Source organism: Streptomyces sp. AC627_RSS907 (assembly GCF_019049165.1).
The window spans coordinates 1-620 of the sequence record NZ_JAGMUE010000312.1 but is presented as its reverse complement, the minus strand read 5'-3'; the positions used below and the strand labels follow the sequence as shown (position 1 = coordinate 620).

General features: G+C 71.9%; 1 protein-coding gene. It reads left to right on the top strand.

Annotated elements, in window-relative coordinates; translation table 11 throughout:
• Window positions 1-286 precede the first annotated feature (286 nt).
• Window positions 287-620, top strand: a 334-nt coding sequence (locus KUM32_RS35460) for a hypothetical protein (RefSeq protein ID WP_217146042.1), incomplete at its 3' end; no start/stop codon positions are given.

Here is a 620-nt window from a genome sequence, read left to right as displayed (position 1 = left end):
CGCCACGACCGACATTATGTCGGTCGCTTATCCCGCCCTCACCTCGGGGGGTCCCGTTCGGAGTGTCAAGGCTGTTCAAGCGGCTCGTACGGCCTATTGCGGCGGTCCCTCGAAGGAGGGAAACGGTATCCGGGGCTCCGCAACGCGTTCCGCGCGCCAGCCCTCCTGACGCCCCGTCGAGCCCGGGGAAGATCCGTACGACCTCTCCTCGCCGCGGGCCCCGGCGCAGTAGCATCCGCCCCACGGACGCAGTCCGTTCCGTGCCGTCCACCTGCCTGGAGGAAAGATGCGGCCCACTGCCACGGTGCTGGTCTACAGCGATGACGCGGGCACCCGCGAGCAGGTGCGGCTGGCCGCCGGGCGGCGACCAGCGGCGGACGTCCCCGAGGTCGAGTACCTGGAGTGCGCCACCCTGCCCGCCGTCCTGGAAGCCCTGGAGGCCGGCGGGATCGACGTCTGCGTCCTGGACGGCGAGACCGCGCCCGCCGGCGGCATGGGCGTGTGCCGGCAGATCAAGGACGAGATCTACGCCTGTCCTCCGGTGCTGCTGCTCATGGGCCGCCCGCAGGACGCCTGGCTGGCCACCTGGAGCCGCGCCGAGGCCGCTGTGACGCTCCCGG